The organism is Pseudarthrobacter sp. 05T312 (assembly GCF_056396685.1).
Map to the genome: position 1 here is coordinate 1 of NZ_JBFTLY010000063.1, position 400 is coordinate 400.

Here is a 400-nt window from a genome sequence, read left to right on the forward strand (position 1 = left end):
GCGAGGACTAACGACTCGTGAAGCTGACCGGTACTAATAGGCCAACAACTTACACCACACAGAAAAACATTCTGCTTGCGTCCACTATGTGGTTCCCAACCAACAACCCCGTCAACACACGGGGCACGGCAGGAACCAACAACTAAATAACAACACCACCCCCTGCCCACCGGCAGGGACGTTGTAACCACAAGATTTCCCAACCCTGCGGGGTTMGGGTRAAAGGGTTACGGCGGTCATAGCGTGGGGGAAACGCCCGGTCCCATTCCGAACCCGGAAGCTAAGACCCACAGCGCCGATGGTACTGCACCCGGGAGGGTGTGGGAGAGTAGGTCACCGCCGGAACATCATTACATGGTCGAGGCCCCAACCACACGGTTGGGGCCTCCCACATTTAACA

Annotated in this window: 1 rRNA gene; it reads left to right on the forward strand. The window is 57.0% G+C overall.

Annotated elements, in window-relative coordinates:
• The first annotated feature begins 228 nt into the window (after positions 1-228).
• Positions 229-345 (forward strand): 5S ribosomal RNA (gene rrf, locus AC1DIP_RS22315).
• Positions 346-400 lie beyond the last annotated feature (55 nt).